We start from the raw sequence: 24,512 nt of genomic DNA, 5'->3' as shown, positions 1-24,512 counted from the left end.
GGATCAGCCCAGGTTGTCCTGAATCACGCCCAACACTTTGCGCGCTGTTTCAGCTGGCGCGACAGTGTTGATGTTCTTCTCGACCGTGACTTGTACGCTCTCGCCAACCTTGCTCAAACGAACCTGGTAACGCTCGGCGCGGGTCTCGACTTCTTCCTTGGTCGGCTGGCTGCCGAACAATTTGCCGAAGAAACCTGGCTCGTCGTCCTTTTTCTCGGCCTTTTCAGCCACGTTGATGTAGTACAGGCCCAGGCTGCGGTTGATGTCTTCAACGCGCCAAGGACCCTGCTCCAACGCGCGACCGACGCTGGCCCAGGCACGATCCAGGTCTTCACCCAGGTTCAGCACCACGTTGCCGCTGCCATCTTCGGTAAGGCTGACGCGGCTCGGTGTGTCGTAATCGCGTGCGGCGAGCAGGGAAACCGAGCCGCCCTTCTCGGAGATACGACTCATGCTGGCCAGCATCTCGTCGACCAGCGCGGCGTCGACACCGGTATTGACCGAGCGGTTGGTGAAATCGACGTTGGCGGTGCTGCCGGCAGGACGCTCGGCGCTGACCACATAGACTTCACTGGTATTGCGTTGCACGCCAGGCTCGATGCGCACACGCACACGGGCTTCGTTATCGGCGGCTACACCACTGGCCTGCAGACGCTGGGCCATGTTGGCGGAGAGCTCGCTGCCGCGCTGCCAGGCCGTGGTGAACTCACCGGTCTGCGGACGCTGTTGGTCGAGACGAAAACCGTTGTCCTGAAAGAACTGCACGGCCACCGGCCAGACTTCGGCGGGTGGGCGCTGAGCCACGATCCAGCGGTTGTCGCCGCTCTTCTGCAGGCTGTAGTCGCTGGCATCGGCCACCGCCGTGATCGGTTGCGGGCGTGGCACCACGTATTCGCCCTTGACGGTGTCGTCGGCGACATTGCGCGGAATCGGCAGCAGCGGGTCGAGGCGCTTGGCGACGCTCACGTCAGGCGGCAGTTGCATCGGTTTGGTTGCTTGCGCTTCCAGGTAATCGCTGCCACGGTCACGGAAGTAACCTTCCGGGCCCCATACCCAACCGCAGCCACTGGTGCTGGAGATAATCAAGGCAAGTGCGGAAAGTCCGGCCAATCGCTTCATGCGTAGTGCTTCCTCAATTAAACCAGGACGCCGGACTGGCGCAGGGCCTGTCGCAGCGGTTCGTGACAGGCTTCGCTGAGCCGGGTGAGCGGCAGACGGATACCGTCCGGCATCAGGCCCATCTCAAACAGCGCCCACTTCACGGGAATAGGGTTGGATTCGATAAACAGTGTCTTGTTGAGCGGCATCAGCTTCTCGTGGATCGCACGTGCGGTCGTGGCGTCACCGGCAATGGCGGCGGCGCACATTTCGCTCATGGCGCGCGGGGCGACGTTGGCGGTCACGGAAATGTTGCCCTTGCCGCCCAGCAGGATCAGCTCGACAGCGGTGGCGTCGTCACCGGAATACACCAGGAAATCGCTGCTCACGCCGGCCAGGATGTCCTTGGCGCGCTGCAGGTCGCCGGTGGCTTCCTTGATTCCGATGATGTTCGCCACGGTGGACAGGCGGATCACCGTCTCGGCTTTCATATCGCACGCAGTGCGGCCGGGTACGTTGTAGAGGATCTGCGGGATGTCGACAGCTTCGGCAATGGTGCGAAAGTGCTGGTACAGGCCTTCCTGAGTCGGCTTGTTGTAATACGGAGTCACCAGCAGGCACGCATCGGCGCCGGCCTTCTTGGCGTTTTTGGTCAGCTCGATTGCTTCACGCGTCGAGTTGGCGCCGGTACCGGCGATCACGGCGATGCGGCCCGCAACGCGCTTGACCACGAACTCGATCACCTGGATGTGTTCTTCCACATCGAGGGTGGCCGATTCACCTGTGGTGCCGACCGCTACGATGGCATTGGTGCCTTCTTGCAGGTGGAAGTCCACCAGTTTGCCCAGGCTGTCCCAGTCGAGATGACCTTGTGCATCCATGGGTGTGACCAGTGCCACCATACTGCCCGCAATCATGCAACCGCTCCTGCCGGAAAAAGAGAGCCGTAATGGTACTGGCGCCAAGATGCTTGTACAAGCGAAGTACCGTGCGAGGATGCGTTCTGGCGTAACTAAACGACGGGCAATGCGATCATTGGGCCAAAGCACCGCGTGAAGCACGCCGTTCAGGTAATGAAAACGCCACCTCCTAGCCCTTGGCGATGGTTTTCGCTACCCTTCATCCTTTGATCGATACAGCTCTGACGGTATCGACCGCTCATCGCTTTAGGAAGGCTGCATGTCCACCCCCACAGTTCGCGAACAATTCCTTGTTATCAGTGCCCTCGGCGCCAACCCCATGGAGCTGACCAACGTCCTGTGCCGCGCCAGCCATGAAAACCGCTGCGCCGTCGTGACCTCGCGCCTGACCCGCCATGGCGAATGCAGTGCGCTGGTGCTGCAGATTTCCGGCAGTTGGGACGCCTTGGCGCGCCTGGAGACCGGCCTGCCTGGCCTGGCCAAGAAGCACGACTTCACCGTTAACGTGGTGCGCAGCGCAGCCCTGGAAAATCGCCCGCAGGCCCTGCCTTACGTGGCGTATGTCAGCTCGGCCTACCGCTCGGACATCGTCAACGAGCTGTGCCAGTTCTTTATCGACCACAACGTCGAGTTGGAGAACCTGACCTGCGACACCTACCAGGCGCCACAAACCGGCGGCACCATGCTCAACGCCACCTTCACCGTGACCTTGCCGGCCGGCGTGCAGATCAGTTGGCTACGCGACCAGTTCCTGGATTTCGCCGACGCCCTGAACCTTGACGCCCTGATCGAGCCTTGGCGCCCACAGAACCCCATGTAAGGACTTGCCCATGCCGGTAGCCATCGACACACCCGTAGCCGATTTCGAAGCCCAGGCCACCAGCGGCCAGACCTTCAGCCTTGCGGCCCTCAAGGGCAAGCAAGTGGTGCTCTATTTCTATCCGAAAGACAGCACCCCAGGCTGCACCACCGAAGGCCAGGGTTTCCGCGACCAATACGCCGCGTTCCAGGCCGCCAATACCGAAGTGTTTGGCGTGTCGCGCGACAGCGTGAAGTCCCATGAGAACTTCAAGAGTAAGCAGGCGTTTCCGTTCGAGCTGATCAGTGACAAGGACGAAGCGGTGTGCCAGCTGTTTGATGTGATCAAGCTGAAGAAGCTGTACGGCAAGGAATACCTGGGCGTGGATCGCAGCACCTTTCTGATCGACAGCGAAGGTGTGCTCCGTCAGGAATGGCGCGGCGTGAAAGTGCCAGGGCATGTGGACGCGGTCTTGGCGGCGGCGCAGGCGCTGAACAAGAGCTGATCTTCAGCCAATAAAGCCATCAGGCTTTGCGCAACCAATAACGGTACACACCTGCCGCTTCTTCTTCCTGGACCAGCGTGTGGCCCGCCAGCTTGGCAAAGGTGCGGAAGTCGCGCTGGGAGCCTGCGTCCGTGGCGGTCACTTTGAGTACAGCCCCGCTGGCCAGTCGATTGAGCGCAAGCTTGGCCTTGAGCAAGGGCAGCGGACAGTTGAGGCCGCTGGCGTCGAGTTCGGCGTCAAAGGCTACAGCGTCGGTCATGGTGTTACTCCAGGCAAACATTTGAGCTGCTTAGAATATCTGGTCCGAAGCTCAGTGTCCGGCTACAGTAAGCTCTTTGTCGAAAGGCTTTGTGCATGACTTTCCTGCGCCCTACCCTGCTGACGCTGGCCTGCCTGCTGGCCTCCCCGGCCTTCGCTGACGAGCTGCCCTCACTTGGCGACGCCAGTTCTGCCATTGTCTCGCCGCAACAGGAATATCAACTGGGCCGCGCCTGGCTGGCCTACCTGCGCGGGCAGGTCTCGCAACTCAACGACCCGCAGCTCAAGGACTACGTCGAAACCAGCGTGTACAAGCTGGTGGAGACCAGCCAGGTCAATGACCGGCGCCTGGAATTCATCCTGATCAACAGCCCACAACTCAACGCCTTCGCCGCACCCGGCGGGATCGTCGGGGTCAATGGCGGCTTGTTCCTCAATGCCCAGACCGAAGGTGAGTACGCATCAGTGCTGGCTCACGAATTGGCGCATTTGTCCCAGCGCCACTTTGCTCGAGGCGTGGAAGCGCAGTCGCGCATGCAGATCCCGATGATGGCTGCCCTGCTCGGCGGCATCATTGCTGCCGCAGCCGGCGCTGGCGATGCAGGCATCGCCGCGATTGCCGGCTCCCAGGCCGCCGCGATCCAGGAGCAGCGTCGATTCTCCAGGCAGAATGAACAGGAGGCCGACCGTATCGGCATCCTCAACCTGGAGAAAGCCGGCTACGACCCGCGCTCCATGCCTACCATGTTCGAGCGCCTGATGCGCCAGTACCGCTTCGACGCCAAGCCGCCGGAATTCCTGTTGACGCACCCGGTGACGGAATCGCGGATCGCCGACACCCGCAACCGCGCCGAGCAGGCCAAACCCGGCGGAAAGGAAGACAGCCTGCGCTATCAGTTAATCCGCGCTCGGGTGCAATTGAAGTACGAAGACACGCCAGGCCTCGCCGCAAAGCGCTTCCAGGCCCAGTTGGACGAAAACCCGAAGAACGATGTGGCGCGTTATGGCCTGGCCATCGCCCAGATCAAGGGCACCCAGCTCAAGGAAGCACGGGACAGCCTGGCACCGCTGCTGGCCAAAGCGCCCAACGACATCACCTACAACCTGGCGCAGATCGAGCTGGACATCACCAGCAATCGCATGCCGGACGCACAACAACGCACTGACCGCATGCTTGCCCAGTACCCCAGCAACTACCCGCTGAACCAGGTACGCGTAGATCTGCTGCTCAAGCAGAATCGCACCGCTGATGCAGAGAAAGCCCTGGATGGCTTGCTCAAGTCCCGCCCGGATGATCCGGACGTGTGGTATCAGGTCGCCGAGACCCGTGGTTTGTCGGGCAATATCATCGGCCTGCACCAGGCACGCGCCGAATATTTCGCGTTGGTGGGCGACTTCCAGCAAGCCATCCAGCAACTGGACTTTGCCAAGCGCCGCGCAGGCAATAATTTTCCACTGTCCTCGCGCATCGATGCACGCCAGCGTGAGTTGATCGAACAGGAACGCCTGGTGAAAGGGATGATGAGCTAAACCCATCGCCCACAAAAAAGCCCCGCCATCATTCACCGATGGCGGGGCTTTTTATTGGGCTGAAAGGTTACTCGGCCAGCTTGAAGGTGATGAAGCTGGCGCGCCCCTGACGCAGCACGCGCATCGACACCGAACGATTCTTCGGCAATGCCTTGGCGATGTCGGCGAATTCCTTGGTGGTATCGATCGCCTGATTGTTCAGGTGGGTGATCACATCGCCCGGTTGCAGGCCGATCAAGGCGGCTGGACCGTCCTGTACTTCCTTGATCACGACACCGCTCTTGAGATCGAAGGTTTTCTTCTGCTCGGCAGTCAGCTCAACCACGGCAATGCCCAAGCGGTTGCTGCTGCGCTCGGCGCCTGGCTTGGCGTTACCCAGGGCATCCAGGGTCGCGCCCTCTTCCGGGATTGCCCCCACGGTGAGCTCGACATTCTGGCGCTTGCCGTCACGAATCACTTCCAGCTTAGCTTTGCTGCCCGCCTTGAGTGCGCCGACCAGATGCGGCAAGTCGGCCGACATGATGATCGGCTGGCCGTTCATGCTCAGGATCACGTCGCCAACCCGCAGGCCGCCCTTGGCAGCCGGGCCGTCGTCCTGGATCTGCGCGACCAGTGCACCCGCCGGTTTATCGAGACCGAAAGACTCAGCGAGGTCCTTGTTCACTTCCTGGATCACCACGCCCAGCCAACCGCGACTCACTTTGCCACCGGCCTTCAACTGATTGGAGACGTCCATGGCCACGTCGATCGGAATCGCAAAGGACACCCCCATGAAACCACCGGAACGGGTGTAGATCTGCGAATTGATACCGACTACTTCGCCGGCCAGGTTGAACAGCGGACCACCGGAGTTGCCCGGGTTGATCGGCACGTCGGTCTGGATGAACGGCACATAGTTTTCATTAGGCAGGCTGCGGCCGATGGCGCTGACAATGCCCTGGGTGACAGTGTGGTCAAAACCGAACGGCGACCCGATCGCCACCACCCACTGGCCCGCTTTCAGGTCCTGGGATTTACCCAGTTTAAGCACCGGCAAGTCTTTGCCTTCGATTTTCAGCAAGGCCACGTCGGAACGCGGGTCGGTGCCGACCAGCTTGGCTTTCAACTCACTGCGATCGGCCAGGCGCACGAGGATCTCGTCAGCATCGGCAATCACATGATTGTTGGTGAGGATATAGCCGTCAGGCGAAATGATGAAACCAGAGCCCAGGGACTGCGCTTCGCGCTGGCCACCGCCACCACCGCGCGGGCTGCGTGGTTGCGGCATGCCTCGCTCGAAAAACTCGCGCAGCATCGGCGGCAAGCCTTCCAGGTCGGGCATCTGCTGGTTCGAAACTTTGCGATCCGGCAATTTCTGCGTAGTACTGATGTTCACCACCGCAGGCGAGGCCTGCTCCACCAGTTGGGTGAAATCAGGCAGCTCGACCGCTTGCGCGGGCACGGCCTGACCCAGCACCAGCACCGTGGCGACTATGGATAGGTAAGACTTCAAACGTGGTATCGACATACAGCTCCCGTTACGACGAGCAGGGTTGAGCGACAGGGTTCAAAAAAAGCCGGAAACCGCGCCCGGCATTTTTTGTTCCGCGAACAAAACAAGGCAAGGGCCGAGAAGCCCTGACCTATAAAAAACATAAGGATTTTTTGCAAGTGAAAATGCTGATCCAGACATTTCATGCTCTCGACAGGCACCCTAGCATGGCAGCAGAGTGAAAGATCAGGATGAACACTGGATTAACGACTCACGGATTGGCTGCGGCCTTTTCACCGCGAACCGACAACGCGATGCGCTCGGCGGTGCCGATTGGGATTTCCCCGACAACCGTCACCATCATCTGCCCGTCCACCGTATTCACATGCCGCGACACCGCAACCGTGGGCCCAAGCTGGGTGCGGGTTTCCGACACGCTCGCGCCGTCGGTGGGTTCAAGAAATACCGAGAAACGTGCAAGCCCATCATCGTACATCAAGCTGTCTAGGGTGGATTTTGTCTGGGGGTCTTTGCGCGATGCAGTGCTGCTCAGCTCAAACCCAGGCGGCAACCAGTCCAGGTGCCACGCGTTGGATGCGGACGTTTGCGATGTCTCGCTGCGGCCAATCGCAACAGGCGTGCATTCGCTGCTGGGCTGCAAGTCTCGATCAACGGGAGCGGCTGACGTATTCAATCGAACAAACTGAAAGCGCTCCAGCAGTTGCCCCTTCTCGCTGAGTAGCAACGACTTGAGGGGTAACGCGGTTTCACGATCCAGGTGCAACTCGAAACCATAGCGGTAAGGGTCGCGCGGGGTGATCGAAACAATAATTGCATTACGACCGGCCACGCGAGATTTGCCGATAACGGCCAGCTCGTAGAATTGATTGAGTTTTTGCGGGTTCAGCGAACGTGACGCACTGTCACGGGAATTACCCAGGCCGGCGACAAGGGTGCCGCTGACGCACTGAGTATGACCTTCTACCCGCACGACTTCCTGGGCAGAGCCATCGAGCTGCAGAAGCCGCTCCCGGACCTGACCGTTCTGAACAAGGTGCCAGATATCGTAGGTAGAAAAACTGCCGTTACGCTCGTAAATGAACGTACCTTGAAAGCTTTGCTGCCGCTCCGCACGCCCAAGTCGAGTCAGCCAGTCTTGGGCTTCATCGGCATGGGCGGGTAGTGCAAACCAACTACTGAACAAAAGCGTAAGGAGCGGTATGGCGCGCATAGGGCTCCTTAGCGGTTCAGCGGTTTTCCAGGCTTGCTGCGCGAGCGTATGGCAGAGCACTTTCAGCGTTCTTGCCAGCCGCTTCCTGTGCATGTTGACGCAGGTAGCCTGGGAGACGCTGGTCCTGCCAGCCGGATTGCCCCTGAAGCACACCGTTAGCCATAGGGCCGGCGGTATCAGAGCTTTCCTTGTAGCCAGCCAGTACAGCCGGGCCTTTGACTTGCGGACCGGCCATGACCGGTTGCTGAGTCTGCTGGGCCAGCTCGGCACCGGCTATTTCGTCCTGGTTGTACAGACGAACACCGGCCAGTACGGCGACGGTCACCGAGGCAGCGACTGCCAGACGACCCAGGCTACGCCATGGACCACGAGCAGCTTTTGCCGGAACGGCTTCATCGGCCAACGCGGCAGAAACGGCCGCAGCAATATCCAGACGAGGGATTAGAAGATCCTTGTGCATCACCGCCCGAGCGACTTGGTAACGAGACCAGGTGTCACGGGTTTGGGCATCATCAAATGCATTGAGCACTCGACGAAGTTCCAGTTCATCCGCTTCGTTATCCATCACTGCGGACAGCGATTCCTGCAGGGCATCACGACTCATGGCGGTTCCTCTCTTGGCTGTCGCCGCTGTCTTTAGTTTTCCTGCAACAACGGTTGCAAGGCTTTGTCGATGGCTTCCCGGGCCCGGAAAATCCGTGACCTTACAGTCCCCACCGGACATTGCATGACGCTCGCAATGTCTTCGTAACTCAGACCATCGAATTCACGTAAAGTTAACGCCGTACGTAAATCTTCTGGCAGTTGCTGAATTGTTCGATGAACGGTTCCCTCGATTTCGTCGCGCAGCAACGCACGCTCCGGCGACTCGAGATCTTTGAGGCCGTGATCACCATCATAGAATTCAGCATCTTCTGAACTGACATCACTGTCTGGTGGGCGGCGGCCGCGAGACACCAGATAGTTCTTCGCCGTGTTAATGGCGATGCGATATAGCCACGTATAAAACGCACTATCACCGCGGAAATTGCCCAGTGCACGGTACGCCTTGATAAAGGCTTCCTGTGCAACGTCCTGCGCTTCATGGGTGTCGTGCACAAACCGCACGATCAACCCGAGAATTTTGTGCTGATATTTCAGCACTAGCAGATCAAATGCGCGCTTGTCGCCGCGTTGTACGCGCTCGACCAGCTGCTGATCCTCTTCCTGGGTTAGCATGAACACTCCTCGTTGTACTCGAAGGAGGCTTGCATAACTAATCGATCAGGCTTGCAAACATAGACTCGGGCTTTTCGCAAAAGTTCTCCCCCTTCAAGCAAGTTTCCGGCACGCACTGATTTGGCACACACGAAAAACGCAGCTCAGGCAACGCCGGCTGCGCGAATAATCTTTTCGTCGGTTTTCTGACGCGTCCAATGCTCCCGACGGGCCAATAAACACAACGTTTTTTCCCAGCTTTCGGGCAACCTGCTATTGAGTCGGGGCTTATGCAAAAAGTTCCCGCTCGCTGACTGGCTGTTTAACCGGGTGCTGTGCACCGTAATCTCACAATGCCACGAATGCCTGGCTATTGTGCCGCTCCACCCCTCTATATACTAGTGGTCCGTGTGCCCCTTTGATTCGCCGATCCAGGCGTCCTGCTTGCGCCTCCTCTTCGGATCGCTTTTTGCGGAATCCATTCAATGAGCCAACAGTTTCAACACGATGTCCTGGTGATCGGCAGCGGCGCCGCCGGCCTGAGCCTGGCACTGACCCTCCCCAGCCATCTGCGTATAGCCGTACTGAGCAAAGGCGACCTGGCCAACGGTTCGACATTCTGGGCACAGGGCGGCGTCGCCGCCGTACTGGACGACACCGACACCGTACAGTCCCATGTCGAAGACACCCTCAATGCCGGCGGCGGCCTGTGCAATGAAGACGCGGTGCGCTTCACCGTCGAGCATAGTCGCGAGGCAATCCAATGGCTGATCGACCAGGGCGTGCCCTTTACCCGTGATGAGCATGCGGGCAGCGATGACGGCGGCTTCGAGTTCCATCTGACCCGTGAGGGCGGCCACAGCCACCGCCGCATCATCCATGCCGCCGACGCCACCGGCGCCGCCATTTTCAGGACCTTGCTCGACCAGGCGCGCCAACGCCCCAACATCGAATTGCTGGAGCAGCGAGTCGCCGTCGACCTGATCACCGAAAAACGCCTGGGCCTTCCCGGCGAGCGCTGCCTCGGCGCCTATGTGCTCAACCGCACCAGCGGCGAAGTCGACACCTACGGCGCGCGCTTCACCATCCTTGCCTCAGGTGGCGCGGCCAAGGTCTACCTCTATACCAGCAACCCCGACGGGGCCTGCGGCGACGGCATCGCCATGGCCTGGCGCTCGGGCTGCCGGGTGGCGAACCTGGAATTCAACCAGTTCCACCCCACTTGCCTGTACCACCCCCAGGCCAAGAGTTTCCTGATCACCGAGGCGTTGCGCGGGGAAGGTGCGCACTTGAAGCTGCCCAATGGCGAACGCTTCATGCAACGCTTCGACCCGCGCGCCGAGCTGGCACCGCGCGACATCGTCGCCCGCGCCATCGACCACGAGATGAAGCGCCTGGGCATCGACTGCGTCTACCTGGACATCAGCCACAAACCCGAAGCCTTCATCAAGACGCACTTCCCCACCGTCTATGAACGCTGCCTGACCTTCAACATCGACATCACCAAAGGCCCGATCCCGGTCGTGCCTGCCGCGCATTACACCTGCGGCGGCGTGATGGTCGACCAGCATGGCCGCACCGACGTGCCCGGCCTGTACGCCATTGGCGAAACCAGTTTCACCGGCCTGCACGGCGCCAACCGCATGGCCAGCAACTCGCTGCTCGAATGCTTTGTATATGCGCGCTCGGCGGCGGCGGACATCCTCGAACAACTGCCGCGCATCGCGGTGCCGGCCGCCCTGCCGCGCTGGGATGCCAGCCAGGTGACGGATTCGGACGAAGACGTGATCATCGCGCACAACTGGGACGAGCTGCGGCGCTTCATGTGGGACTACGTGGGGATCGTGCGAACCAACAAGCGCCTGCAACGGGCACAGCACCGGGTGCGTTTGCTGCTGGATGAGATCGACGAGTTCTACAGCAACTATAAAGTCAGCCGCGACCTGATCGAATTACGCAACCTGGCCCAAGTCGCCGAGTTGATGATCCGCTCGGCCATGGCGCGCAAGGAAAGCCGAGGGCTGCATTACACCCTCGACTACCCGCAGATGCTGCCTGAGGCCCGCGACACTATTCTGGTGCCAGCCACCTACGGCGACTGAACTTCAAGCGTACGCGCAGGCGCCGGTGCATATCGGCGGTCTGCGCGTCGTGAGGCACGCACGTCGAGCGCACCCATCGTTCACCTTGCACACGATAGCGCAGCACCACGACCAGCGGCAGCGCCAGGCTGTCAGGCCGCAACTGCACGCTGTGCCAGCCGCGCTCGGCGCTGAACAACTGCCAGCCATCCTCATCGCGGCGCAGGCCCCGAATCGACGAGCGGTGAGTCAGCAACACATGCCGCGGCAACACCCAGGCGGCGTGGATGAGGCACGCCAGCATGCCAAGGAATGCAAACGGCAGATCGACTACCAGGCAGGCACCCAGTGCAAACAGTTGTGCAATCAGATACGCCGCCAGCAACAGCCGTGAGGCCTGCCAGCGGCACTCAAAACGGTTACTTGGGCTGGACACGGTCCAGGATCATCCGAACCATGCGTTGCAGCTCCGGGTCTTCCGATTCGGCGCGCTCCATGAACCAGCCGAACATGTCCTGGTCTTCGCAGGTCAGCAGCCGTACGTAAAGGTCGCGATCTACCTGGTTGAGCGTCGCGTAGACTTCTTTGGTGAAAGGCACCAGCAACACGTCCAATTCCAGCATGCCGCGACGGCTGTGCCAGTAGAGGCGATTGATTTCTACATCTTCGACCATGAAACGCTCCTCAAATAGAGCGCAAGTATACAGGCCCGACGGCACCGGGACAGCCGGCTTTGGTCGCGCCCCATGGGAACTATGCATTTGCCGGGCGCCCCTCTATGATGCACCCATGACTTTTTGACCTGCGATGACCCATGGCCGACTCTGCTTTCTTCTGCCCGCTGTCCCACGAAGGCGTTCTCGCCGTCCGCGGCGCGGACGCTGCCAAATTCCTGCAGGGCCAACTGACCTGCAACCTCAATTACCTGAGTGACACCCAGGCCAGCCTGGGCGCGCGCTGCACGCAAAAAGGCCGGATGCAGTCAAGTTTTCGCATCCTGCTACAAGGTGACGGCGTGCTCCTGGCCATGGCCAGCGAACTGCTCGAGCCGCAATTGGCGGACCTGAAGAAATACGCAGTGTTCTCCAAATCCAAACTCACCGATGAAAGCGCCGCCTGGGTGCGTTTCGGCCTGGCGCATGCCGACCAGGCGCTGGCCGCGCTGGGCCTGGCGTTGCCGGTCGAGACCGACAGCGTGGCGCGCACCAAGACGTTGATCGCCATCCGCGTGTCGCCCGACCGCGCTGAACTCTGGGCACCCGCCGAACACGCCGAAGGCCTGCGCAGCCAGTTGGCGGCAAGCCTGCCGCAAGCCGAGCTGAATGAATGGCTGCTGGGCCAGGTCCGCGCCGGCATCGGCCAGGTGATGCCGCAGACCCGCGAACTGTTCATCCCGCAGATGCTCAACCTGCAGGCTGTGGGCGGCGTCAGCTTCAAGAAAGGCTGCTACACCGGCCAGGAGATCGTCGCGCGCATGCAGTACCTGGGCAAACTCAAACGCCGCCTGTACCGCCTGAGTCTGGCTGCGACCGAATTACCCGAGCCAGGCACCGCACTGTTTTCCCCGAGCCATAACAGTTCGATCGGCGAAGTGGTCATCGCGGCAAAAGCGGGTCAGTCCATTGAACTTCTTGCCGTGCTGCAAGCCGAAGCTGCCGATAATGGCGACGTACGCTTAGGCAGCCTGGAAGGACCGGGCCTGCGGCTGCTAGACCTGCCCTACGCGCTGGACCGCGATCGTGAGATCCAGCGATAACCGCCGTACTTTTTTTGCAACACCCTAGAGAGTATGAATGAACGAGCTGGCGGAAAAAGTCCAACAGGCTTTGATGAAGGCCATCGACAACGATGACCTGGTTCTGCCGACATTACCGGAGGTGGCACTGAAAATTCGTCAGGCCGCCGAAGACCCGGAGATCAGCATCAGCCACTTGAGTAAAGTGATCAGTCGAGATACCGCCCTGTCGGCGCGCCTGATCAAAGTGGTCAATAGCCCGTTGCTCAGAGCAACTCAGGAAGTTACCGACCTGCACACCGCCATCACGCGGCTCGGCACCAATTACAGCAGCAACCTGGCCATCGGCCTGGTCATGGAGCAGATCTTTCACGCCCGCTCCGAGGTGGTCGAACAGAAAATGCGCGAAGTGTGGCGCCGCAGCCTGGAGGTCGCGGGCGTCAGCTATGCCTTGTGTCGCCGGCATAGCCAACTCAAGCCGGACCAGGCGGCCCTGGGCGGCCTGGTGCACCAGATCGGCGTGCTGCCGATCCTCACCTACGCCGAAGACCATTACGAGCTGCTGTCCGACCCGGTCAGCCTCAACCACGTGATCGACAGCATCCATCCGGTATTGGGTGACAAGCTGCTCAGCGGCTGGGACTTCCCCGAAATGCTGGCAAAACTGCCCGGCCAGTATCTGAACCTGGAACGCGACGGCGCCCAGCTCGATTACATCGATGTGGTGCAGGTCGCCGTGCTCTACTGTCACCGCCACACCGGACACCCACTGGCGAACGTCGATATGGCGGGTGTACCGGCGGTGAAGAAGCTGCGGATTGACCCCTATAGCGAGACTTTGCGCACCGAGCTGGATGAAGCACGTTCGATGTTCTACTGATCCCCGGCGATAAAACTCACGCGCACTTTCAACCCCGCCGAGTCGCCATCGTGCAGGCTGATCTGCGCCAGGTGCGCACGGCAGATTTCCCCGACAATCGCCAGCCCCAGGCCCGACCCCATACCCTGCTGGCTGCGTCGATAAAATCGCTCGAATACCCGGTCCCGCTCATCCAGCGGGATACCGGGGCCGTCGTCTTCGACTTCGAGCACCGCTGGCGCCGTCACCCGCAAAATCACGTTGCCACCCGGTGGTGTGTGCGCCAGCGCATTGTCCACCAGGTTGCTCAGCAACTCATTGAGCAGCGTCGGTTCGCCGCGCAGCCACACCGGCTCGTCTGCTTCCAGCGCCAAGGCAACGCCTCGCGCGTGGGCCAATGGCGCCATGGCCATGCCCAGCTCTCGGGCCAATTGGCTGAGGTCGAGCAACTGCGCGCCGCCTTCGGCGATGGCCCTGGCGCCGTTTTCGATGCGTGCCAGGGACAGCAGCTGATTAGCCAGGTGCGTGAGACGGTCGGTGCCCTGGGCGGCGGTTTCCAGGGTGGTGCGCCACGTGGCCGGGTCTTCGGCGCGCAGGCCCAGTTCCAGGCGGGCCTTGAGCGCAGCCAGCGGCGTACGCAACTCGTGGGCGGCGTCGGCAATGAACTGCGCCTGGCGTTCGAACTGGCCGCGCAAGCGTTCGGTGAAATGGTTGAGGGAACGCACCAGCGGGCCGAACTCATCCTGCACCTCTACCAGCGGCAAGGGCCGCAAGTCGTCGGGCTGGCGTTCTTCCACCGCCGTGCGCAGGCGCTCCAGCGGGCGCAGCGCCGCGCTGACGGCAAACCACACCAGCAACAGCGCGCCAATGGCAAGCATGCCCAGGCGCAACAAGGTGTCGGCCATCAGGCTTCGGGCCATGGCGACCCGGGCTTCGTCAGTTTCTGCGACACGGATCTCCGCCATGCCATTCATGTTCGGCTCGGAGACGGCCTTGAGCAGGCTCACCACGCGCACCGGCTGGCCCTGATACACGGCGTCGTAGAACCGCGCCAAGGCTGGGTAATCATCCGTACGCGGGGTGCCGGGCGGCGGGCCAGGAAGGTTTTCGTAACCCGATATCAGCTTCTGGTTGATGTCGTTGACCTGGTAATAGATACGCCCGGCGCTGTCGTAGGCAAAGGTGTCCAGGGCCACGTAGGGCACGTTGGCACTGAGCGTGCCGTCCACCTGGGTCAAGCCGGCGGCAATGGTGCGCGCCGAGGCCAGCAGCGTGCGGTCATAGGCGGTGTCGGCCGCTTCGCGTCCGTTCCAGTAGGCACTCATGCCACTGGCGAGCATCAGCAGCACCAGCAACAGCGCGAGGTTCCACAGCAGGCGCCAGCGCAGGCTGCTGGGCTTATGCATCGCGGGCTTCCAGCAGGTAGCCAAGGCCACGGAAGGTCACGATGGCGATAGGCTGGCCGTCGAGTTTCTTGCGCAGGCGGTGCACATAAATTTCGATAGCGTCCGGGCTGGCTTCTTCGTCGAGACCGAACACCTGGGAGGCCAGTTGCTCCTTGCTCATCACGCGGCCAGGCCGGGCGATGAGCGCCTCGAGCACCGCTTGCTCGCGCGAGGTCAGCGTCAGCAGTTCGCCACCGGCCGTGAAGCGCCGAGTATCGAGGTCGTACACCAGCACGCCGCACGCCTGCTGGCGCTCGCCGCCCAATACGCTGCGCCGTAGCAGCGCCTTGACCCGCGCTTCCAGTTCCGTCAGTTCAAACGGTTTGGCGAGGTAATCGTCGGCGCCCAGGTTCAAGCCATGCACGCGGTCTTTTACATCGCTGCGTGCCGTGAGCATCAACACCGGCAAATTTTTTCCACGGGCGCGCAAGCGTGCCAACACTTCGAAACCATCCATGCGCGGCAGCCCCACATCAAGGATCGCCGCCGCGTATTCCTCGCTGCTCAACGCCAGGTCCGCAGCCACGCCATCGTGCAACACGTCGACGGTCAACCCTATGCTCTTGAGCGCTTGGGCGACACTTTCGGCGAGTTGCAAATGGTCTTCAACCAGAAGGACACGCATGAATTTCTACCTCGTGCAGGCGTGGGCGACGCCACGCTTTGGCGGGCAGTTTACAGGCGCAACCTGCCCTGTGAAGCCCGAAAACATTGAAAGGCAACTGAAAGGTTAGTGAAAGCTTCGCCCTTTAGCATCCAGTCACGGTGGTTACGCCCGCCGAGCTACCTCACCCGTAGCGCCCGAAAAACGCCTCGAAGCGTTTTCGCCAAAATAAGAACAATAACGGAGTGCACCACGATGCTGTCGACACAGCCCCAGGCTCGCCCGCCTGCAAGAAATTCCCGCCTTACTCACACCACTCTGCCCTTGCCGTCTTCGAAGACGGTGGCCGTGCGCTCGCGCAACGCCAGGCACAGCAGCGCACGCGGCTAAGCCACTCATAACAAAAATACGGAGATCACCATGACCCTTTCACTGCGTAAAGTTGCCATTACCGCCGGCTGCATGCTGTTTGCCGGCCAACTGCTGGCCGCCGACGAACCCAAGCGCCCTGAATGCATCGCCCCGGCTTCCCCGGGCGGTGGTTTTGACCTGACCTGCAAGCTGGCACAAAGCGCGCTGGTCAACCAGAAACTGCTGAGCAAGCCGATGCGCGTGACCTACATGCCAGGCGGCGTGGGCGCAGTGGCCTACAACGCGGTGGTCGCTCAGCGCCCTGCGGATGGAGGTACCCTGGTGGCCTGGTCCAGCGGTTCATTGCTGAACCTGGCCCAGGGCAAGTTCGGTCGCTTCGATGAAAGCGCCGTGCGCTGGCTCGCAGCGGTAGGCACCAGTTACGGTGCCATCGCAGTGAAAAGTGATTCGCCCTACAAGACGCTCGACGATCTCGTAAAAGCCTTGAAGAAAGATCCAGGCAGCGTAGTGATAGGTTCCGGCGGCACGGTTGGCAGCCAGGACTGGATGCAAACCGCCCTGATTGCCAAGGCCGCCGGGATCAACCCGCGCGAGCTGCGTTACGTCGCGCTGGAAGGCGGCGGCGAAATCGCTACCGCGTTGCTCGGTGGCCACATTCAGGTGGGCAGCACCGATATTTCCGACTCCATGCCGCACATCCTCAGCGGCGACATGCGCTTGTTGGCGGTGTTCTCCGAGCAGCGCCTGGACGAGCCGGAAATGAAGAACATCCCGACCGCCAAAGAGCAAGGCTATGACATCGTCTGGCCAGTGGTGCGCGGCTTCTACCTCGGGCCAAAAGTCAGCGATGCCGACTACGCCTGGTGGAAGGATGCGTTCGACAAACTGCTGGCTTCCGACGAGTTCGCCAAGCTGCGTGACCAGCGCGAGCTGTTCCCGTTCGCCATGACAGGCCCGGAACTGGACACCTACGTGAAAAAACAGGTGGCTGACTACAAAGTGCTGGCCAAAGAGTTCGGCCTGATCCAGTAAACGCCCCCGCTTTCGCGCGGCCACGCCCGCTTAAACACGCGGTGTGGCCCAGGAGTTCACCATGCTCTTACAACGCATTTTCGCCGCCGTACTGTTGCTGGCCTGCGCCGGCCTCGCCCTGATGGCCTGGCCGTATCAGGCGGCGTTTTCCTACGAGCCGGTCGGGCCTCGCGCTTTTCCGCTGCTGATGCTCGGGCTGATGAGCCTGGCGCTGATCTACATGCTGTTTCGCCCGCAACCCACCCAGCACACCGAAGAAGACCCGGCGCTGGACCGCGACACACTGGTCAAGATCGGCATTTGCGTAGCGCTGTTGATCGTGTTCGCCGCCACCTTCGAATCGTTGGGTTTCATCCTCAGCAGCCTGTTGATCGGCATCCCGATGGCACGCCTGTATGGCGGGCGCTGGATGCCCAGCGTAGTGATCGTCGGCCTGATGGCCATCGGCTTGTACCTGCTGTTCGACAAAGCCATGGATGTGCCGCTGCCCCTCGGCCTGCTCGACGTACTGGAGAACTGATATGGATACTTTTGGCTATTTGGGCCAGGGGTTCGGCGTCGCGCTGAGCCCGTACAACCTGGTGACCGCCTTGTGCGGCACGCTGATCGGCACCGTGGTCGGCCTCTTGCCGGGCCTGGGGCCGATCAATGGCGTGGCGTTGTTGATCCCCATCGCATTCGCCCTGGGCCTGCCACCCGAGTCGGCGTTGATCCTGCTCGCAGCGGTGTACCTGGGCTGCGAATACGGCGGCCGTATCAGCTCGATCCTGCTCAATATTCCGGGCGAAGCCTCCACCGTGATGACCACCCTCGACGGCTACCCGATGGCCCGCAAAGGCCTGGCCGGCGTGGCGCTGTCGTTGTCGGCGTGGAGTTCGTTCATCGGTGCCTTTATCGCCACCTGCGGCATGGTGCTGTTTGCCCCGCTGCTGGCCAAATGGGCGATTGCCTTCGGCCCGGCGGAATATTTCGTACTGATGGTATTTGCCATTGTGTGCCTGGGCGGCATGGCCGGTGACAAGCCGCTGAAAACCTTTGTGGCGGCGCTGATCGGTCTGTTCCTCTCGGCGGTGGGCATCGATGCCAACAGCGGCGTGTATCGCTTTACCGGCGACAACATCCACCTCACCGATGGCATTCAGTTCGTGGTGTTGGTGCTAGGCCTGTTTTCCATCAGCGAGATCCTGCTGCTGCTGGAGAAAACCCACCGAGGCCAGGAAGCGGTCAAAGCCACCGGACGGATGATGTTCAACCTGAAGGAAGCGTCTTCGGTTTTCGTAGTCAACATCCGTTGCGGCCTGCTCGGCTTCATCATGGGTGTGCTGCCGGGCGCGGGTGCTACGTTGGCCTCGGCCGTTGCCTACATGACCGAGAAACGCCTGGCCGGTGCCAGCGGTAAATTCGGCCAGGGCGACATGCGCGGCCTCGCCGCGCCGGAAACCGCAATCGGCGCCTCCGCCTGCGGTGCCCTGGTGCCGATGCTGACCCTGGGCGTGCCCGGTTCGGGCACCACGGCCGTGATGATCGGCGCGCTGTCGCTGTACAACATCACCCCAGGACCGCTGTTGTTCCAGCAGCAACCGGACATTGTCTGGGGCCTGATCGCCTCGTTGTTCATTGCCAACATCATGCTGGTGATCCTCAACATCCCGATGATCCGCATCTTCACCCGGATCCTCGCCGTGCCGAACTGGGCGCTGGTACCGGTGATCGCCATCATCACCGCGATCGGCGTGTACGCGGTGCATGCCACCACGTTCGACCTGTTTCTGATGGTCGGTATCGGCATCTTCGGCTACATCCTGCGCAAGCTCGACTTTCCGCTGTCGCCGGTATTGCTGGGCTTTATCCTCGGCGGCCTGATGGAACAGAACCTGCGCCGCGCGCTGTCGATCTCCAACGGTGCGCTGGACATCTTGTGGTCGAGCCCGATCACCTTCGGCGTCTGGGTACTGACCGCGCTGATGCTGATGTTCCCGCTGGTGCGCATCTACCGCAAACGTGCCTTGCAGCGTCGTGCCGTGGCCGATGTCTGAGGTCACTTTCAAGCAATGGTGGGGAACACCGCTGGTCGGCCTGGCCGGCGGTTACCTGGCCAGCCTCGTCGGCTGGCCTTTGCCCTATATGGTCGGCTCGTTGCTGGCGATCATCCTGGTGCGCTGCCTCACGCCCTGGCAATTGGCGGAAATTCCCGGCGGGCGCAAATGCGGCCAATGGGTGGTGGGCATCGGCATCGGCCTGCACTTCACGCCGGTAGTGATCGAACAGGTGATGAGCCACTTCGGGCTGATCTTCTTCGGCGCCTTGGTGACGAGTTTGTCGAGCGTGGTCGGGGTGTGGTTGATGCGCCGCAGCGGTGAAGACCGCGCCACCGCGTTTTTCTCCAGCATGCCGGGCGGCTCCGGGGAGATGGTCAACCTCGGCGCGCGCAATGGTGCGGTGCTCAGCCGGGTTGCGGCGGGGCAGAGTTTGCGCGTGCTGGTAGTGGTGCTGTGCGTGCCGGCGATCTTCAAGTATTTGCTGGGCGGTGGCGCGCCGCAGTTTCATCCGGCACCTGTGGATTGGCGGTGGCTGGCGTTGCTGTTTCCGATGGGGGCTCTGGTGGCCTGGGGCTGGCAGCGTTTGCACCAGCCGAACCCTTGGCTGTTCGGCCCGTTGCTGGTGAGTGCGACTGCCAGTGTGGTCTGGGACCTGCATATCGGCCTGCCCGATGGCGGCAGCCAGATCGGCCAATGGCTGATCGGCAGCGGCTTGGGGTGTCACTTCAACCGCCAGTTCTTTCGCAGGGCTCCATCCTTTATGGGGCGCACGTTGATCGGCACCGCCTTGACCATGGCACTGGCAACATTGGCGGCGGTGGGCCTTAGCGCCCTGACCCAGTTGGACCTGCGCTCCTTGACCCTGGGCATGATGCCTGGCGGCATCGCCGAAATGAGCCTCACGGCTGAAACCTTGCAACTATCGGTGCCGTTGGTGACGGCGATGCAGGTGATGCGGCTGTTGTTCGTGCTGTTTCTGGCGGAGCCGTTGTTCAGGCATTGGAACCGCCGGCCGGAAACCATCTGAATCCTCATCGCCGTTCAGAGCGGCGGTAGCCGCCACTCGATCGGCGCCTCGCCATTCTGCTCAAGAAACTTGTTGGTGCGACTGAAATGCCCGCAGCCCAGGAACCCGCGATACGCCGACAACGGTGATGGATGCACCGAGGTCAGCACCAGGTGCTTGGTGGCATCGATCAGCTTCTGTTTGCTCTGGGCGTGGGCGCCCCACAACAAAAACACCAGATGCGGCTGATGCTCGCTGACCACCTCGATGATCCGGTCGGTAAAGAACTGCCAGCCCTTGCCCGCATGGGCATTGGCATTGGCGCGTTCCACGGTCATGGTGGTGTTGAGCATCAGCACGCCCTGGTCGGCCCAGCTTTGCAGGTAGCCGTGGTTGGGGATGTCGATGTTCAGGTCACGCTTGAGTTCTTTATAGATATTGACCAGGGACGGCGGCGCCGGCACGCCCGGTTGCACCGAAAAGCACAGGCCGTGGGCCTGGCCGGGGCCGTGGTACGGGTCCTGGCCGAGGATCACTACCTTGACCTTGTCCAGCGGCGTCGAGTTGAGGGCATTGAAAATCAGCGGGCCGGGCGGGTAGATCTCCTTGCCGGCCGCATGCTCCTGGCGCAGGAACTCGCGCAACTTGGCCATATAGGGCTTCTCGAACTCATCGCGCAGGGCGTGTTTCCAGCTGGGTTCGAGTTTGATACGGTCGCCATCGGTCATAGTTGAATTGTCTTGTAAAAAAGAATGAGGCGAACCCTAGGAAAGCCGACCCCGCTTGTCAATTGATCTGACACACCACCGGCGCTTTCCCACGAAGGGATCATACTCATCCTTCACCTTCTCGATTGAGGTCACGATGAACCTGCACTTCGAAGAACTGACCGGCAGCGACGGCGCCCGCATCGGCATCGCCAGCCTGGACGCGCAAAAGACCCTCAACGCCCTGTCCCTGCCGATGATTTTGGCCTTGGGTGATCGCCTGGATGCCTGGGCCAAGGACCCGAACATCGTCTGCGTATTGCTGCGCGGCAATGGCCCCAAGGCCTTTTGCGCCGGTGGCGAAGTGCGCAGCCTGGCGCAGGCCTGTCGCGAACAACCCGGCGAAGTACCCGCCCTGGCCGCGCAGTTTTTCGCCGCGGAGTACCGCCTCGATTATCGCCTGCACACCTATCCCAAACCGCTGATCTGTTGGGGCCACGGCTATGTGCTGGGCGGCGGCATGGGGCTGCTGCAAAGCGCGTCCGTGCGTGTCGTGACGCCCACCAGCCGGCTGGCCATGCCGGAAATCAGTATCGGCCTGTACCCGGATGTCGGCGCCAGCAGGTTCTTGTCGCGCCTGCCCGGCAAACTTGGGTTGTTCCTGGGCCTTACCGGCGCCCACATCAATGGTCGTGATGCCTTGGACCTGGGCCTGGCCGACCGTTTCCTGCGCGATGACCAGCAAGACGAACTGCTCGAAGGCCTGCTGCAACTGAACTGGCAGGAACAGAGCGCGATGCAGCTCAACAGCCTGCTCAAGGCCCTCGCCCAGGAAGCCGTCGACCAGCAACCCGAAGCGCAGTGGTTGCCGCGCCGTGGGCAGATCGACGAATGGCTGGATGTGGGTGACATACGCTGCGGCTGGCGCGCGTTGAGCCAGTTGCGTGATCATGCTGATCCGCTGCTGGCTCGCGCCGGCAAGACGCTGAGCGAAGGCTGCCCGCTGACCGCCCATCTGGTGTGGGAGCAAATCCGCCGGGCTCGACATTTGTCGTTGGCTCAAGTGTTCCAGATGGAGTACACGGTGAGCCTCAACTGCTGCCGTCATCCGGAATTCGCCGAAGGGGTGCGGGCGCGGTTGATCGATAAGGACCAGGCGCCGCACTGGCACTGGCCGGATATCAACACAATTCCAGAGGCGGTGGTGCAGGCGCATTTTGAAAAAGCCTGGGAGGGTAGGAATCCTCTGGCAGATTTATCCGATTATTGACAGCCTATCGTTGCGAGTCATTTATCGTGAATGCGCAATTATCGGGTTGATTGTCACGGCAGACATAAACCTGTTGATCGAACGGAATCTTGCCAAGCTCCCAATGCAAGCTGTCGGTCAGCGACATGGTGTTGGCAGCGCCTGAAATGCAAGGACGCATAACGACCAGCTCTTCACGCTGGTTTTCATAAACGCACTTTTCCACGTAGCCGTTTTTTCGGTCAGTGCCCTTTTCAGGCGTGAATAAAGCGCCAAGAAAGCTATGTATATATTCGTTAGGCTCAACCTTGGGACCTTGCCAGAGCACGCCATCCTGCTGGTATCGAAAGTAGCCTTTGACGTTTTGGATCATCGATTTATCCGGACAAAACTGCTTTGCCCCCGCCGGGCCCATGACGCAGCCGACGAGTAAAAGCACGCACATCAGTTGTTTGAACATAGAGGCTTTCCTTCACAAGCACACAACGTTTCCCGCAGTGAATTAGATCTAGAGCCTCAAAGATAGCTGTTAAATCTGACAGTGCCGACGAATGGCAGGCAAAAAAAAGCGGCGCATCATGCGCCGCTTCGTTCAAAGCCTTTCTTCAGCGGTGACCACCGCGCCCACCGCCATGCTCACCACCCCGTCCGTGACCGCCGTTTCCCCAACGATTTCCTCCCCAGCCCTGGTTCGGATACGCCCGGTAGGCAGACCTCGGATAATAACGTGGCGCGGGTTGGTAATAACGCGGCGCCGAGTAATAGCGCGGGGCCGGATAGTAACGTGGAGCCGGCGCGTAGTAGCTGCCCCTGTCATAGCGAGGGCCGCCGTAGTAATAGGCCGGCGCCGGTGCGGTATACACCTCGGAGCGATAGTAAGTGGCGCCTCCATCGTAGTAGGGCACACAAGCTGACAAGGTCAGGCCGAGTAATGCAGTGAGCAGCAGTCGTCGATACATGGCGGCCTCCTCGACCGCGGAAGAGCACCTCCAGCGACGCTGGAGAGCGGCACCCAGCTTGCGCCGAATGACACAATATCTGACATCAAAAACAACATCTGGTGCGTTCCAGTAACAACTTGATACATCAACACGCAAGTCCTGTAGGGACAACCGACGGGAGCCCAAGCTATATCGTTTCAGTCATTTTCAGGCAGATACCATGTTGCTCTCGATGACGGCATTGTCCTGCTGCGGGTCCGAGCTGTATTGTGCAAGGCCGAGCACACCTGCCTATACAGCCCAACCCTGCCATGACCACACCCACGCTTTGCCCCGCCTGCGGAGCCGTCAACGACTGCGCCCTGGCAGACCCACGCACGGTTGACCAGGCGTGCTGGTGCTTCAATGTCACCATTGACCCGGCGGTACTCCTCGCGCTGCCTGACGAACTGCGCAATAAAGCCTGCCTGTGCCCGCGTTGCGCTCAAGTGGATGAACAGTTGCGCACCCCTGATGCGCGTTGATCGGTTCCTCAGCAACCTGCCGCGCTTCAATCGCAGGCAAGTACGGTTGCTGTTGGTGGAACGCCGAGTCAGCGTTGATGGCGTAACGGTCAGTGATCCTCACCATGAGGTACGCGAGTTCAGCCAGGTGTGCGTTGATGGTGAGGTGCTGCAGGCGGGCAAACCGGCGCGCTATTTCATGCTGCACAAACCCCAAGGGTGCGTAAGTGCCACGGCGGATCCGCAACACCCTACCGTGCTCGATCTGCTGAATGAGCCGGACAATGGCACGCTGCATATTGCCGGGCGCCTGGACTACAACACGACCGGCCTGATGTTGATCACCAACGACGGCCAGTGGTCGCGGCGCCTGACACAACCGACGACCAAGTTGCCCAAGGTGTACCGCGTGGAAACAGCGCAGGAAATCGGTCCCGAATACGCGGTGACATTCAAGGCGGGCCTGTACTTCGCGTTCGAAGACCTCACCACCCAACCCGCCGAGCTGGAATTACTCGGACCGACCACGGCGCGCTTGAGCATCATCGAAGGCCGTTATCACCAGGTAAAACGCATGTTCGGGCACTTCAATAACAAGGTAATCGCGCTGCACCGTGAGCGCATGGGCCCGCTGCAGTTGGATCCGTCCCTTGCGCCGGGGGAATACCGAGCCCTGACTGACGATGAAATCCGACAAGTCTGACGACCGTTCAGCCGCTGATGGCAAAAAACCAGCCAGGCGGCTTGCGACCTGCCGAGTCTGTGCTTGAATCAAGTTCACCCGTTGAAATATGACTGGCGAGTCACCTATAACCTCCAAGAAACACCTTGCCCCGCCCGTGCTGGATTGACGGGCCGTCCCGGCAAACATCCCGCCCTGACAACCGCTGTCGGCCAACCGCAATCGGGCCGACAGGGGCGCTCATCTTC

General features: G+C 60.9%; 27 protein-coding genes. 13 read left to right on the top strand and 14 right to left on the bottom strand.

From position 1 onward, the window contains the following. Positions 1-3: 3 nt before the first annotated feature. A complete protein-coding gene (bamC, locus tag C4J87_RS07075; protein WP_124361739.1) occupies positions 4-1,119 on the bottom strand; it encodes an outer membrane protein assembly factor BamC in 1,116 nt (371 codons plus the stop codon). Positions 1,120-1,136: 17 nt separating this feature from the next. Next, complete coding sequence (gene dapA, locus C4J87_RS07070; RefSeq protein ID WP_124366220.1) at positions 1,137-2,015, bottom strand: 4-hydroxy-tetrahydrodipicolinate synthase; 879 nt, start codon at positions 2,013-2,015, stop codon at positions 1,137-1,139. A 262-nt stretch (positions 2,016-2,277) separates the two neighbouring features. On the opposite strand from dapA, the gene C4J87_RS07065 reads away from it, so the two are divergent. Both C4J87_RS07065 and C4J87_RS07060 read left to right on the top strand, forming a co-directional pair. Further along, the gene (locus C4J87_RS07065) at positions 2,278-2,838 is read left to right on the top strand and encodes a glycine cleavage system protein R (protein ID WP_003189463.1); all 561 of its coding nucleotides are present in this window, start codon (positions 2,278-2,280) and stop codon (positions 2,836-2,838) included. 10 nt (positions 2,839-2,848) lie between these two features. Then, positions 2,849-3,322, top strand: coding sequence for a peroxiredoxin (locus C4J87_RS07060; protein ID WP_124366219.1), 474 nt, complete (start codon positions 2,849-2,851; stop codon positions 3,320-3,322). A gap of 19 nt (positions 3,323-3,341) precedes the next feature. Here the strand turns inward: C4J87_RS07060 and C4J87_RS07055 are convergent, their stop codons facing one another. Next, a complete protein-coding gene (locus C4J87_RS07055; protein ID WP_124366218.1) occupies positions 3,342-3,581 on the bottom strand; it encodes a sulfurtransferase TusA family protein in 240 nt (79 codons plus the stop codon). 95 nt (positions 3,582-3,676) lie between these two features. On the opposite strand from C4J87_RS07055, the gene C4J87_RS07050 reads away from it, so the two are divergent. Beyond that, positions 3,677-5,110 (top strand): M48 family metalloprotease, encoded by a 1,434-nt coding sequence (locus C4J87_RS07050; RefSeq protein WP_124366217.1) that lies wholly within the window; start codon positions 3,677-3,679, stop codon positions 5,108-5,110. Between the two features lie 67 nt (positions 5,111-5,177). Here C4J87_RS07050 and C4J87_RS07045 read toward each other — a convergent pair whose 3' ends face one another. From C4J87_RS07045 to rpoE, 4 genes are all read right to left on the bottom strand, one after another. Beyond that, entirely contained in the window at positions 5,178-6,617 is a 1,440-nt protein-coding gene (locus C4J87_RS07045; protein ID WP_124366216.1) for a DegQ family serine endoprotease, read from the bottom strand. A gap of 235 nt (positions 6,618-6,852) precedes the next feature. Continuing rightward, positions 6,853-7,812 carry a MucB/RseB C-terminal domain-containing protein gene (locus C4J87_RS07040; RefSeq protein ID WP_124366215.1) on the bottom strand — a complete coding sequence of 320 codons (960 nt, stop codon included), beginning with the start codon at positions 7,810-7,812 and terminating at the stop codon, positions 6,853-6,855. A 16-nt stretch (positions 7,813-7,828) separates the two neighbouring features. After that, entirely contained in the window at positions 7,829-8,416 is a 588-nt protein-coding gene (locus C4J87_RS07035) for a sigma-E factor negative regulatory protein (RefSeq protein ID WP_057723059.1), read from the bottom strand. A 32-nt stretch (positions 8,417-8,448) separates the two neighbouring features. Further along, entirely contained in the window at positions 8,449-9,030 is a 582-nt protein-coding gene (gene rpoE / locus C4J87_RS07030; RefSeq protein WP_003172477.1) for an RNA polymerase sigma factor RpoE, read from the bottom strand. 464 nt (positions 9,031-9,494) lie between these two features. Here rpoE and nadB point away from each other — a divergent pair, with 464 nt between their 5' ends. Continuing rightward, positions 9,495-11,111: an L-aspartate oxidase gene (nadB, locus tag C4J87_RS07025; protein ID WP_124361732.1), complete on the top strand. Its 1,617-nt coding sequence runs from the start codon at positions 9,495-9,497 to the stop codon at positions 11,109-11,111. Here the strand turns inward: nadB and C4J87_RS07020 are convergent. Further along, positions 11,080-11,526 (bottom strand): protein YgfX, encoded by a 447-nt coding sequence (locus C4J87_RS07020; protein WP_124366214.1) that lies wholly within the window; start codon positions 11,524-11,526, stop codon positions 11,080-11,082. The two genes, nadB and C4J87_RS07020, sit on opposite strands and share 32 nt — an antisense overlap. Next, complete coding sequence (locus C4J87_RS07015) at positions 11,510-11,764, bottom strand: succinate dehydrogenase assembly factor 2 (RefSeq protein ID WP_014717362.1); 255 nt, start codon at positions 11,762-11,764, stop codon at positions 11,510-11,512. The genes C4J87_RS07020 and C4J87_RS07015 overlap by 17 nt, the downstream gene beginning before the upstream one ends. Before the next feature lie 140 nt (positions 11,765-11,904). Between C4J87_RS07015 and C4J87_RS07010 the strand changes: the two genes are divergently transcribed. Then, the gene (locus C4J87_RS07010; protein WP_124366213.1) at positions 11,905-12,846 is read left to right on the top strand and encodes a folate-binding protein YgfZ; all 942 of its coding nucleotides are present in this window, start codon (positions 11,905-11,907) and stop codon (positions 12,844-12,846) included. A gap of 37 nt (positions 12,847-12,883) precedes the next feature. After that, positions 12,884-13,705, top strand: a complete 822-nt coding sequence (locus tag C4J87_RS07005; RefSeq protein WP_124366212.1) for an HDOD domain-containing protein — start codon at positions 12,884-12,886, stop codon at positions 13,703-13,705. Here the strand turns inward: C4J87_RS07005 and C4J87_RS07000 are convergent. Then, positions 13,699-15,090, bottom strand: a complete 1,392-nt coding sequence (locus C4J87_RS07000) for a sensor histidine kinase (RefSeq protein WP_124366211.1) — start codon at positions 15,088-15,090, stop codon at positions 13,699-13,701. The genes C4J87_RS07005 and C4J87_RS07000 overlap by 7 nt on opposite strands. Then, positions 15,083-15,754, bottom strand: coding sequence for a response regulator (locus tag C4J87_RS06995; RefSeq protein ID WP_124366210.1), 672 nt, complete (start codon positions 15,752-15,754; stop codon positions 15,083-15,085). Before C4J87_RS06995 ends, C4J87_RS07000 begins: the two co-directional genes overlap by 8 nt. A gap of 393 nt (positions 15,755-16,147) precedes the next feature. On the opposite strand from C4J87_RS06995, the gene C4J87_RS06990 reads away from it, so the two are divergent. The 4 genes from C4J87_RS06990 to C4J87_RS06975 all read left to right on the top strand — a co-directional run bounded on the left by C4J87_RS06990 (position 16,148) and on the right by C4J87_RS06975 (position 20,203). After that, on the top strand, positions 16,148-17,137 hold the full coding sequence (locus tag C4J87_RS06990; protein ID WP_164484579.1) for a tripartite tricarboxylate transporter substrate binding protein: 990 nt from the start codon (positions 16,148-16,150) through the stop codon (positions 17,135-17,137). Positions 17,138-17,198: 61 nt separating this feature from the next. Beyond that, positions 17,199-17,657, top strand: coding sequence for a tripartite tricarboxylate transporter TctB family protein (locus C4J87_RS06985; protein ID WP_124366209.1), 459 nt, complete (start codon positions 17,199-17,201; stop codon positions 17,655-17,657). A gap of 1 nt (position 17,658) precedes the next feature. Continuing rightward, positions 17,659-19,173, top strand: coding sequence for a tripartite tricarboxylate transporter permease (locus C4J87_RS06980; RefSeq protein ID WP_124366208.1), 1,515 nt, complete (start codon positions 17,659-17,661; stop codon positions 19,171-19,173). Beyond that, positions 19,166-20,203 (top strand): AbrB family transcriptional regulator, encoded by a 1,038-nt coding sequence (locus tag C4J87_RS06975; protein WP_124366207.1) that lies wholly within the window; start codon positions 19,166-19,168, stop codon positions 20,201-20,203. Before C4J87_RS06980 ends, C4J87_RS06975 begins: the two co-directional genes overlap by 8 nt. Before the next feature lie 14 nt (positions 20,204-20,217). Here C4J87_RS06975 and ung read toward each other — a convergent pair whose 3' ends face one another. After that, a complete protein-coding gene (ung, locus tag C4J87_RS06970; protein ID WP_124366206.1) occupies positions 20,218-20,910 on the bottom strand; it encodes a uracil-DNA glycosylase in 693 nt (230 codons plus the stop codon). A 136-nt stretch (positions 20,911-21,046) separates the two neighbouring features. On the opposite strand from ung, the gene C4J87_RS06965 reads away from it, so the two are divergent. After that, a complete protein-coding gene (locus C4J87_RS06965; protein ID WP_124366205.1) occupies positions 21,047-22,159 on the top strand; it encodes an enoyl-CoA hydratase/isomerase family protein in 1,113 nt (370 codons plus the stop codon). Between the two features lie 4 nt (positions 22,160-22,163). Here the strand turns inward: C4J87_RS06965 and C4J87_RS06960 are convergent, their stop codons facing one another. Beyond that, positions 22,164-22,598: a DUF3757 domain-containing protein gene (locus C4J87_RS06960; RefSeq protein WP_124366204.1), complete on the bottom strand. Its 435-nt coding sequence runs from the start codon at positions 22,596-22,598 to the stop codon at positions 22,164-22,166. 145 nt (positions 22,599-22,743) lie between these two features. After that, positions 22,744-23,097: a hypothetical protein gene (locus tag C4J87_RS06955; protein ID WP_124361718.1), complete on the bottom strand. Its 354-nt coding sequence runs from the start codon at positions 23,095-23,097 to the stop codon at positions 22,744-22,746. Positions 23,098-23,390: 293 nt separating this feature from the next. On the opposite strand from C4J87_RS06955, the gene C4J87_RS06950 reads away from it, so the two are divergent. Together C4J87_RS06950 and C4J87_RS06945 are read left to right on the top strand one after the other, a co-directional pair. Beyond that, positions 23,391-23,603: a cysteine-rich CWC family protein gene (locus C4J87_RS06950; protein WP_124366203.1), complete on the top strand. Its 213-nt coding sequence runs from the start codon at positions 23,391-23,393 to the stop codon at positions 23,601-23,603. After that, positions 23,593-24,285: a pseudouridine synthase gene (locus C4J87_RS06945; protein ID WP_124366202.1), complete on the top strand. Its 693-nt coding sequence runs from the start codon at positions 23,593-23,595 to the stop codon at positions 24,283-24,285. Before C4J87_RS06950 ends, C4J87_RS06945 begins: the two co-directional genes overlap by 11 nt. Positions 24,286-24,512 lie beyond the last annotated feature (227 nt).

This window comes from Pseudomonas sp. R1-43-08, from assembly GCF_003852255.1.
Taxonomy (GTDB): domain Bacteria; phylum Pseudomonadota; class Gammaproteobacteria; order Pseudomonadales; family Pseudomonadaceae; genus Aquipseudomonas.
This window is presented reverse-complemented; position numbering and strand designations above follow the sequence as displayed.

What these genes read in the sequence shown, in the direction of transcription:
- bamC (WP_124361739.1), bottom strand. Translation starts at nt 1,119, where the DNA reads ATGAAGCGATTGGCCGGACTTTCCGCACTTGCCTTGATTATCTCCAGC.
- dapA (WP_124366220.1), bottom strand. Translation starts at nt 2,015, where the DNA reads ATGATTGCGGGCAGTATGGTGGCACTGGTCACACCCATGGATGCACAA.
- C4J87_RS07065 (WP_003189463.1), top strand. Translation starts at nt 2,278, where the DNA reads ATGTCCACCCCCACAGTTCGCGAACAATTCCTTGTTATCAGTGCCCTC.
- C4J87_RS07060 (WP_124366219.1), top strand. Translation starts at nt 2,849, where the DNA reads ATGCCGGTAGCCATCGACACACCCGTAGCCGATTTCGAAGCCCAGGCC.
- C4J87_RS07055 (WP_124366218.1), bottom strand. Translation starts at nt 3,581, where the DNA reads ATGACCGACGCTGTAGCCTTTGACGCCGAACTCGACGCCAGCGGCCTC.
- C4J87_RS07050 (WP_124366217.1), top strand. Translation starts at nt 3,677, where the DNA reads ATGACTTTCCTGCGCCCTACCCTGCTGACGCTGGCCTGCCTGCTGGCC.
- C4J87_RS07045 (WP_124366216.1), bottom strand. Translation starts at nt 6,617, where the DNA reads ATGTCGATACCACGTTTGAAGTCTTACCTATCCATAGTCGCCACGGTG.
- C4J87_RS07040 (WP_124366215.1), bottom strand. Translation starts at nt 7,812, where the DNA reads ATGCGCGCCATACCGCTCCTTACGCTTTTGTTCAGTAGTTGGTTTGCA.
- C4J87_RS07035 (WP_057723059.1), bottom strand. Translation starts at nt 8,416, where the DNA reads ATGAGTCGTGATGCCCTGCAGGAATCGCTGTCCGCAGTGATGGATAAC.
- rpoE (WP_003172477.1), bottom strand. Translation starts at nt 9,030, where the DNA reads ATGCTAACCCAGGAAGAGGATCAGCAGCTGGTCGAGCGCGTACAACGC.
- nadB (WP_124361732.1), top strand. Translation starts at nt 9,495, where the DNA reads ATGAGCCAACAGTTTCAACACGATGTCCTGGTGATCGGCAGCGGCGCC.
- C4J87_RS07015 (WP_014717362.1), bottom strand. Translation starts at nt 11,764, where the DNA reads ATGGTCGAAGATGTAGAAATCAATCGCCTCTACTGGCACAGCCGTCGC.
- C4J87_RS07010 (WP_124366213.1), top strand. Translation starts at nt 11,905, where the DNA reads ATGGCCGACTCTGCTTTCTTCTGCCCGCTGTCCCACGAAGGCGTTCTC.
- C4J87_RS07005 (WP_124366212.1), top strand. Translation starts at nt 12,884, where the DNA reads ATGAACGAGCTGGCGGAAAAAGTCCAACAGGCTTTGATGAAGGCCATC.
- C4J87_RS07000 (WP_124366211.1), bottom strand. Translation starts at nt 15,090, where the DNA reads ATGCATAAGCCCAGCAGCCTGCGCTGGCGCCTGCTGTGGAACCTCGCG.
- C4J87_RS06995 (WP_124366210.1), bottom strand. Translation starts at nt 15,754, where the DNA reads ATGCGTGTCCTTCTGGTTGAAGACCATTTGCAACTCGCCGAAAGTGTC.
- C4J87_RS06985 (WP_124366209.1), top strand. Translation starts at nt 17,199, where the DNA reads ATGCTCTTACAACGCATTTTCGCCGCCGTACTGTTGCTGGCCTGCGCC.
- C4J87_RS06980 (WP_124366208.1), top strand. Translation starts at nt 17,659, where the DNA reads ATGGATACTTTTGGCTATTTGGGCCAGGGGTTCGGCGTCGCGCTGAGC.
- C4J87_RS06975 (WP_124366207.1), top strand. Translation starts at nt 19,166, where the DNA reads ATGTCTGAGGTCACTTTCAAGCAATGGTGGGGAACACCGCTGGTCGGC.
- ung (WP_124366206.1), bottom strand. Translation starts at nt 20,910, where the DNA reads ATGACCGATGGCGACCGTATCAAACTCGAACCCAGCTGGAAACACGCC.
- C4J87_RS06965 (WP_124366205.1), top strand. Translation starts at nt 21,047, where the DNA reads ATGAACCTGCACTTCGAAGAACTGACCGGCAGCGACGGCGCCCGCATC.
- C4J87_RS06960 (WP_124366204.1), bottom strand. Translation starts at nt 22,598, where the DNA reads ATGTTCAAACAACTGATGTGCGTGCTTTTACTCGTCGGCTGCGTCATG.
- C4J87_RS06955 (WP_124361718.1), bottom strand. Translation starts at nt 23,097, where the DNA reads ATGTATCGACGACTGCTGCTCACTGCATTACTCGGCCTGACCTTGTCA.
- C4J87_RS06950 (WP_124366203.1), top strand. Translation starts at nt 23,391, where the DNA reads ATGACCACACCCACGCTTTGCCCCGCCTGCGGAGCCGTCAACGACTGC.
- C4J87_RS06945 (WP_124366202.1), top strand. Translation starts at nt 23,593, where the DNA reads ATGCGCGTTGATCGGTTCCTCAGCAACCTGCCGCGCTTCAATCGCAGG.